Here is an 8293-nt window from a genome sequence, read left to right as displayed (position 1 = left end):
CTGGAACGAAAATCAACAGACTTTTTTTACAGAGCCAAAAAGAAAAAAACAATGGCACTCGTTAGCGCATTAAAAAGAGGAGGAGTTACATGTCTAAAAAGCTTGTATTGATAGATGGAAACAGTATAGCGTACCGCGCTTTCTTTGCGTTGCCGCTATTGAACAATGAAAAAGGTATACATACGAATGCTGTTTACGGGTTTACAATGATGCTAATGAAAATTCTAGAGGATGAAAAACCCACACACATTTTGGTTGCTTTTGATGCAGGCAAAACGACCTTCAGGCATAAAACTTTCAGTGAATATAAGGGCGGCAGGCAAAAGACTCCGCCTGAGCTATCCGAACAATTTCCGTTTATTCGTGAATTGCTGACCGCCTACGGAATCCCTCAATATGAACTGGAAAATTATGAAGCTGATGACATCATCGGCACATTAAGCTTGCTTGCTGAAAAAGAAGGCTTCGAGACGAAGGTCATTTCCGGTGACAAGGACTTAACGCAGCTTAGCTCAGATAAGACGACCGTCAATATCACAAGGAAGGGCATTACAGATATTGAAGAGTATACACCAGCCCATATCCAGGAGAAATATGGCCTTAGTGCCGAACAAATCATTGATATGAAGGGGCTTATGGGGGACGCTTCTGATAATATACCTGGTGTCCCAGGTGTAGGCGAAAAAACGGCGATTAAGCTGCTGAAAGAATATGGTACGCTTGAAAATCTGCTGCAATCCATTGAAAAAGTCAGCGGGAAAAAGCTTCAGGAAAAGCTTGCAGAATTTAAAGACCAGGCTGTGATGAGCAAGGAGCTTGCAACAATTACTAGAGAAGCTCCGGTTGTAGTAAGTTTGAATGAATTGGAATATGAAGGCTCAGAAAAAGACAAAGTCATGAAAATATTTAAAGAATTGGGTTTTAATTCGCTTCTGGACAAGCTAGGCGGGGATGTTGAAGCAGGAAATACAGTCGAGCTCGAGGATATTGAGTTTGAACAGGCCGACAATATTACCCCGGAAATGTTTGCAAAGGAAAGTACTTTTTATGTTGAAGTGCTTGAGGATAACTATCATTATGCAGACATCGTCGGCTTTGCAGTCGTAAGTGAGAAAGGCAGCTTTTATATGCCTGCAAAATCGGCCCTTGAATCTGATGAATTCAAAAAATGGGCTGAGGATGAATCCTGTAAAAAGACTGTTTATGATGCAAAGCGTTCGGAAGTCTCTTTAAGACACCACGGAATTCATCTTAAAGGTGCTGATTTTGATGTTGCCCTTGCTTCCTACATCATAAATCCATCTGAGAATCCGGATGATTTGGCTGCAGTTGCAAAACAGCATGGTTTCTGGAGTGTTCAATCTGACGAAGCGGTTTATGGCAAAGGTGCAAAACGGAGGATTCCGGAAGAAAAAATACTCGGGGAGCATCTTGTCCGTAAGGCAGCTGCTTTGGCTTTGTTAAAAGAAAAGCTTGAAACCGAATTATGGGAAAATGACCAGCATGATCTGTTTAGCAGTCTTGAAATGCCTTTGTCACTTGTATTGGCCGATATGGAATATCAGGGCGTAAAGCTTGATATGGACCGCCTTGTGAATATGGGTGAAGAAATTAAGGGACGACTGGCAGAAATAGAAACAAGGATCTTTGAGATGGCAGGAGAGCAATTCAATATTAATTCTCCAAAGCAATTAGGAGTCATCCTTTTTGAAAAGCTTGGCTTGCCAGCTGCTAAGAAGACTAAGACTGGTTATTCAACTTCAGCAGATGTTCTTGAAAAACTGGCTTCGAAGCACAAAATTATTGAAGAGATTCTTAACTATCGCCAACTAGGAAAGCTGCAGTCAACATATATTGAAGGACTGCAAAAAGTAGTGAATAAAGAAACACAAAAAGTTCATACAAGATTCAACCAGGCATTGACTGCCACAGGAAGACTAAGTTCCACTGATCCTAACCTGCAAAATATTCCGATTCGTTTAGAAGAAGGCAGGAAAATAAGGCAGGCGTTTGTTCCATCTGAAAAGGACTGGGTCATCTTTGCTGCCGATTATTCACAGATTGAGCTCCGTGTGCTGGCACATATTGCTGGAGATGAAAAGTTAATTGAGGCTTTCCAGAATGATATGGACATCCATACTAAAACGGCTATGGAAGTTTTCAAGGTGGGCAAAGATGAAGTCACTTCCAATATGCGCCGCCATGCAAAGGCAGTAAACTTTGGAATCGTTTATGGAATCAGCGACTATGGCCTATCGCAAAGCTTAAGCATTTCAAGAAAGGAAGCAGGAGAATTTATCGAACGCTATCTCGAAAGCTATCCGGGTGTGCAAGAGTATATGGATGAAATCGTAAAGGATGCAAAGCAAAAAGGGTATGTTCAGACCCTGCTTCACCGACGCAGATACATCCCAGAGATCACGAGCCGGAACTTTAATTTGCGGAGCTTCGCCGAACGGACAGCGATGAATACACCAATCCAGGGCAGCGCGGCAGATATCATTAAAAAAGCAATGATTGATATGGCTGACAGGCTTAAGGAAGAGGGACTTAAGTCGAGGTTGCTTCTTCAGGTACACGATGAACTGATTTTTGAGGCTCCTAAGGATGAAATCGAAAAGCTGAAAAAAGTAGTTCCTGATGTAATGGAAAATGCTATTGAACTGAATGTCCCGCTGAAAGTGGATTATGCTTTTGGCCCAACCTGGTATGATGCTAAGTAAGCTAATTAATATACGCAATTGGTGTATAACAGCAGTGACTACAAATAAGCATATGAAAGGCGGGATAGGATGCCTGAGCTTCCAGAGGTAGAAACCGTAAGGAGAACTTTAGAGGTTCTCGCAACGGGAAAAGAAATCAAGCATGTTTCAGTGTCCTGGCCAAAAATGATCAAGCGTCCTGAAGAGGCAGAGCAATTTAACGATGCCCTGAAAGGACAAATAATAAAGGAAATTGGCCGAAGAGGAAAATTCCTTATTCTTTACACTGAAAAGCTTGCGCTTGTTTCCCATTTAAGAATGGAAGGTAAGTATGGAGTATTTAATGCCGGTGACCCAGTGGACAAACATACACATGTCATTTTTCACTTTACCGACGGTACAGAATTGCGTTATAAGGATGTCCGGAAATTCGGAACGATGCATTTATATGAAAAAGGGAAAGAGTTTGAGACGCAGCCGCTTGCTGATTTAGGACCTGAACCTTTTTCAGAGGAGTTTTCTGTTGAATGGCTGTCCGAAAAGCTGAAAAAGACAAATAGAAAGATAAAGCCAGCCCTTCTCGATCAAAAAATCCTTGTGGGGCTAGGAAACATATACGTTGATGAAGCCTTATTCCGCGCAAGGATTCACCCTGAACGTATTGCTAATTCACTGACTAAGAAGGAAGAGGCAGTGCTGTATGAAGAGATTGTCAATACACTGTCTGAAGCAGTAGAAAAGGGAGGAAGCACGATTCGTTCATATGTAAACTCCCAGGGACAGATTGGCATGTTCCAGCTGCAGCTTTTTGTATACGGCCGTAAAAATGAACCATGCAAGGTTTGTCGCACCCCGCTGGAGAAGACAGTTGTTGGCGGCAGGGGAACACATTTTTGTCCAAGGTGCCAAAAGCTTTAAAAGCCTTTTAATAAGTTGCCTTGGTTAAAGCTGAGGCTCCCGGGGCCCTGCGGAAAGCGAGTGCCTGGAGCAGAAAACAACAGACCACTTAACCACATCTAATAAGTGAATTATGACAGATTGATTCTCACCATAAATAGGCTCCTTCCATATACTAACGTAGCGATTGACAGGAAGGAGCTCAGTTTATGGCACAAACAATCTCTCTGCTTTTACTTGCATTCGCTGTCAGTCTTGACAGTTTTAGTGTAGGGTTTACGTATGGATTGCGAAAAATGAGAATACCGCTGAAATCGATAGCGGTGATTGCAGTTTGTTCTGCAGTTGTCCTGATGGCTGCCATGGTTATCGGCCATTTTCTTGAGAGCTTTTTTTCCCCTCAGCTAGCCGAAAAGCTGGGCGGATCCGTTCTAATCGTTCTTGGAGGATGGGTTCTATATCAATTTTTCCGTCCGGACAAAACGGAATTGCTCTGCCACGAAAAAATCATTCTTAATTTTGAGATTAAATCGCTTGGGATTGTCATCAATATCCTGAAAAAACCAATGACTGCCGATTTTGACCGTTCAGGCACAATCAATGGCATTGAAGCGGTGATGCTGGGACTTGCCTTGTCCCTTGATGCATTTGGGGCCGGGATCGGGGCGGCAATGCTTGGCTTCTCACCAGGTTATTTGGCTTTGACAGCGGCCTGTATGAGTTCATTACTGGTATATGCCGGCATGAAACTAGGCAGTCATTTTTCTGAAATTGGCTGGATGCAGAAGTTTTCCTTTGTCCCAGGGATACTATTGATCATAATTGGGGTGCTGAAGCTTTAGCAGCCCTTTGAAAGGAATACAAAGAGAATGTCATTAGTTATTGGATTAACTGGAGGTATAGCAAGCGGGAAAAGCACGGTCTCCGCCATGTTTGCTGACATGGGGATCACGGTGATTGATGCAGATGTAGAGGCAAGACTTGCTGTTGATATAGGAGAAAAAGCATACAATGATATTATCAGCCATTTTGGGAAATCAATATTAGCTGAAGATGGCGCGATTAATCGCCAGAAGTTAGGTTCAATTATTTTTAATGATGAAGAAAAAAGAAATCTGCTTAATTCAATCGTCCATCCTGCAGTAAGAGAAAGGATGGCGCAAAAGAGGCAGACTGCTGAAGCAGCCAATGAAAAAGCGATTGTCATGGATATTCCTCTGCTTTTTGAAAGCAAGCTCACGAACCTTGTTGAAAAAATCATTCTTGTTTATGTAGACGAAGAAACCCAGCTGGAAAGATTAATGAAACGAAATGGGTACTCAGAAGCAGAAGCTTTATCAAGGATTGAATCACAAATGCCATTAAAGCTTAAAGTGGAACTGGCGGATGCGGTTATTGATAATCGTGGAAGCATTGAACATTCAAAAGCTCAGTTGATGGATATTTTAAAAGATTGGGGAATATTATAGGAGCCGTAATGGCTCTTTTTTTTGTAGTTTTTTTCTGAAACAATCAAATTATGATTTTAGTTGTCAGAATTATTTTAAATTTAAAATGTGTGCATTTAATCAGCACAAATAAAATTTAATATGTTATACTAATACCATACAATGGGGTTATTAAGTATAACACTAATTCGGAAGGGGCCGTACAATGAAGGCGAGAATAGCGATAAACGGTTTTGGGAGAATTGGCAGAATGGTTTTCAGAAGAGCCATTCTTGAAGACAATCTTGAGGTTGTAGCAATCAATGCAAGCTATCCAGCTGAAACTCTGGCGCATTTAATTAAATATGATTCAACACATGGTCAGTTTGCAGGTGAAGTAATTCCTGCGGATGATCATTTGCTTGTGAACGGGAAAACTGTAAAATTATTAAGCAACCGAAATCCTGCTGAACTTCCATGGAAAGAAATGAAGATTGATATTGTCATAGAAGCAACAGGGAAATTCAATTCACGAGACATGGCTGCACTCCATCTTGATGCTGGTGCAAAGAAGGTCATTTTGACAGCACCTGGTACGAATGAGGATATCACTATTGTGATGGGAGTAAATGAAAGCGCATTAAATATTGAAAAACACGATGTGATTTCCAATGCGTCATGTACGACCAACTGCCTTGCTCCAGTGGCGAAAGTACTCGATGATACTTTTGGCATCGAAAATGGTTTAATGACTACTGTGCATTCATATACTAATGACCAGAATAACATCGACAACCCACATAAGGACTTGCGCAGGGCACGCTCTTGCGGCCAATCGATCATTCCTACTTCAACGGGAGCCGCTAAGGCTTTATCTCTTGTGCTTCCTCAGCTAAAAGGCAAGCTGCATGGCATGGCATTAAGAGTTCCGACTCCAAACGTTTCACTTGTTGACCTTGTTGTCGACTTGAAACGTGAAGTAACGATTGACGAAATCAACGATGCATTTTACTCGGCATCAAAAGGGAACCTTAACGGAATCCTGGATATTACAACAGAGCCTCTCGTATCCATTGACTTTAACACGAATGAACACTCGGCAATTGTGGATGGACTGTCAACAATGGTGATCGGTGCAAATAAAGTCAAAGTTCTTGCATGGTATGACAATGAATGGGGCTACTCTAGCAGGGTTGTTGACCTTACGAAGTATGTTGCCTATGCTATGTTAAATTCAGTTACAGTAAAAGTTGGATAATAAAATGCAAGTAAGCTTGCCGGCCACGGCAAGCTTATTTATTTTTGCTGCGTTGGAGTCCATTTAAGCCTATTAACTTAGTATCTATGAAACTGTGCAAATGAATGATGAAAAAACATGAGAAAAATTTTGTTTTCATGTGTTGCAAAAAAAATATAAACGAAGTATACTAGTCATCGTGAACTTCTTAATAACGGTACCAATTGGCTACTTAAAGGGTTAGGACCTCTCTGGACTAACTTTCCCCCGTGGTAGTTAAGATACCATTGAAACTAAGGATTCATTCTAATAATGTTAGAGGGGGAAATTGAATATGGAAACAATGGGTCGTCATGTAATTTCTGAACTTTGGGGTTGCGATTTTGAAAAATTAAATAATATGGATTATATTGAACAAACTTTCGTTTCAGCTGCTTTGAAATCTGGTGCTGAAATCCGCGAAGTGGCATTTCACAAATTTGCGCCACAAGGTGTAAGCGGAGTTGTCATTATTTCTGAATCTCATTTAACTATTCACAGCTTCCCAGAACATGGATACGCCAGCATTGATGTTTATACTTGCGGCGATCTAAATCCTAATATTGCAGCTGACTATATTGCAGAAGCTCTTGGCGCTCAAACACGCGAAAATATTGAACTTCCGCGCGGCATGGGTCCAGTGCAAGTGAAACAAGCACAAGCTAAAGCTCTATAATTAAAATACGAATGATAACAAGAGGTGTAGCGATACACCTCTTTTTTAATTTATATCAAAATACGGTACACTGTAACTATATTAATTATGCGGGAGGACCTTTAATGTCTTTTTTAAAAGCCCTTACAGGACGTTACCAAAAATTTATCGGAACCAGTGAAAGTCATCGGGATGAGCAATTAAGAACTCGTTATTATAAAGCTAATTTTAATCAGATGTTCCAATCAGTTGAAGAACTGCTGAAAGCTGACCCATCATGCAGGATTACTAGCGTTTCAAAGGAACATGGCGAAGTTTCTGCAGAAATAAACAGAAAGGTGTCTTCATTTTTGACCGTAACGGTTGTAACGACTAAGCCTTTTGAAACCGCAGTCGATCTGCATATTTCTACTGAGCGCTTCTCGCCAGCAGGAATTAATCCCACACTGAAAAATGAATTGGTGCTTTTTTATCAAAAACTTGATCGGACACATACATATATTGGCTCGGGCATTAATGGAAATGTATAGTTCCTCTTGTCCAGATACTTTCTTTTTTATAAGATAATAGTTAAGGATAAATAAAAAGCGGAAGCGCCAGCATTGTGAGGTTTTTCCATCACTCATTATTTCAAATTATTCGGAGCTGATCGAAATGAAATGTCCAACTTGCCAAAATAATTCTACCAGAGTCCTTGATTCAAGGCCGGTGGATGATAGCCGATCAATTCGACGCAGACGTGAATGTGAAGAATGTGGATTTCGTTTTACCACGTTTGAAAAAGTTGAAGAGATTCCTTTGATCGTAGTCAAAAAAGAAGGCACACGCGAGGAATTCAATCGCGAAAAACTTCTGCGCGGATTAATTAAAGCGTGTGAAAAAAGACCAGTGGCTTTAAAAGAACTCGAGGATCTTGCTTCTGAGGTTGAAAAAGAACTGCGCAGCCAGGGTGTATCTGAAATAAAGAGCGACGCAGTTGGCGAAATGGTGATGGACAGGCTAGCGAAGGTCGATGAAGTAGCCTATGTCCGATTCGCATCCGTATACCGCCAATTTAAGGATATAAATGTTTTTATCGATGAACTTAAAGAATTATTGAAAAAAGAACAATCCTGAAGTTATAAAACTTTAGGAGTAACTTGAAGTGTCTTAGGAACTCAAGATTATTTATAGTTTAAAGGGAATCAGGGAAATCCTAATCGTTCCTTACGGAAATCTGGATAAAGTCTTGATGTTCTGATGTAACCTCAAAAAATCATGAAGGAGCTGAAGGAAACTTCAGCTTTTTTTTTAAAGATAAGAAAGTGGAAAATTTATTTCGAGAATTGTCCAGCTC

General features: G+C 40.8%; 8 protein-coding genes. All 8 read left to right on the top strand.

Annotated elements, in window-relative coordinates:
* Positions 1-89: 89 nt before the first annotated feature.
* The 8 genes from polA to nrdR all read left to right on the top strand — a co-directional run bounded on the left by polA (position 90) and on the right by nrdR (position 8073).
* Positions 90-2723: a DNA polymerase I gene (polA, locus tag V7654_RS16740; protein WP_335431794.1), complete on the top strand. Its 2634-nt coding sequence runs from the start codon at positions 90-92 to the stop codon at positions 2721-2723.
* 69 nt (positions 2724-2792) lie between these two features.
* Positions 2793-3620: a DNA-formamidopyrimidine glycosylase gene (gene mutM / locus V7654_RS16735; RefSeq protein ID WP_335431792.1), complete on the top strand. Its 828-nt coding sequence runs from the start codon at positions 2793-2795 to the stop codon at positions 3618-3620.
* 188 nt (positions 3621-3808) lie between these two features.
* Positions 3809-4441, top strand: coding sequence for a sporulation membrane protein YtaF (gene ytaF / locus V7654_RS16730; RefSeq protein WP_335376413.1), 633 nt, complete (start codon positions 3809-3811; stop codon positions 4439-4441).
* Positions 4442-4468: 27 nt separating this feature from the next.
* Positions 4469-5068 carry a dephospho-CoA kinase gene (coaE, locus tag V7654_RS16725; protein WP_335431789.1) on the top strand — a complete coding sequence of 200 codons (600 nt, stop codon included), beginning with the start codon at positions 4469-4471 and terminating at the stop codon, positions 5066-5068.
* 184 nt (positions 5069-5252) lie between these two features.
* Complete coding sequence (locus V7654_RS16720) at positions 5253-6284, top strand: glyceraldehyde-3-phosphate dehydrogenase (protein ID WP_335431788.1); 1032 nt, start codon at positions 5253-5255, stop codon at positions 6282-6284.
* A gap of 313 nt (positions 6285-6597) precedes the next feature.
* Positions 6598-6978: an adenosylmethionine decarboxylase gene (speD, locus tag V7654_RS16715; protein WP_335431787.1), complete on the top strand. Its 381-nt coding sequence runs from the start codon at positions 6598-6600 to the stop codon at positions 6976-6978.
* Between the two features lie 104 nt (positions 6979-7082).
* Positions 7083-7487, top strand: coding sequence for a hypothetical protein (locus V7654_RS16710; RefSeq protein ID WP_335431785.1), 405 nt, complete (start codon positions 7083-7085; stop codon positions 7485-7487).
* A 124-nt stretch (positions 7488-7611) separates the two neighbouring features.
* A complete protein-coding gene (gene nrdR, locus V7654_RS16705; protein ID WP_207500472.1) occupies positions 7612-8073 on the top strand; it encodes a transcriptional regulator NrdR in 462 nt (153 codons plus the stop codon).
* The last annotated feature ends 220 nt before the right edge of the window (positions 8074-8293 follow it).

The sequence above is a fragment of the Bacillus sp. JJ1609 genome (assembly GCF_036967045.1).
In the GTDB taxonomy this organism is placed as follows: domain Bacteria; phylum Bacillota; class Bacilli; order Bacillales; family Cytobacillaceae; genus Mesobacillus.
Note: the sequence above shows the minus strand (reverse complement) of the source record. Positions and strands in the feature narration are given on the sequence as shown.

Coding starts and splice junctions, on each gene's coding strand:
- speD (WP_335431787.1), top strand. CDS start 6,598: ATGGAAACAATGGGTCGTCATGTAATTTCTGAACTTTGGGGTTGCGAT.
- polA (WP_335431794.1), top strand. CDS start 90: ATGTCTAAAAAGCTTGTATTGATAGATGGAAACAGTATAGCGTACCGC.
- nrdR (WP_207500472.1), top strand. CDS start 7,612: ATGAAATGTCCAACTTGCCAAAATAATTCTACCAGAGTCCTTGATTCA.
- mutM (WP_335431792.1), top strand. CDS start 2,793: ATGCCTGAGCTTCCAGAGGTAGAAACCGTAAGGAGAACTTTAGAGGTT.
- ytaF (WP_335376413.1), top strand. CDS start 3,809: ATGGCACAAACAATCTCTCTGCTTTTACTTGCATTCGCTGTCAGTCTT.
- coaE (WP_335431789.1), top strand. CDS start 4,469: ATGTCATTAGTTATTGGATTAACTGGAGGTATAGCAAGCGGGAAAAGC.
- V7654_RS16720 (WP_335431788.1), top strand. CDS start 5,253: ATGAAGGCGAGAATAGCGATAAACGGTTTTGGGAGAATTGGCAGAATG.
- V7654_RS16710 (WP_335431785.1), top strand. CDS start 7,083: ATGTCTTTTTTAAAAGCCCTTACAGGACGTTACCAAAAATTTATCGGA.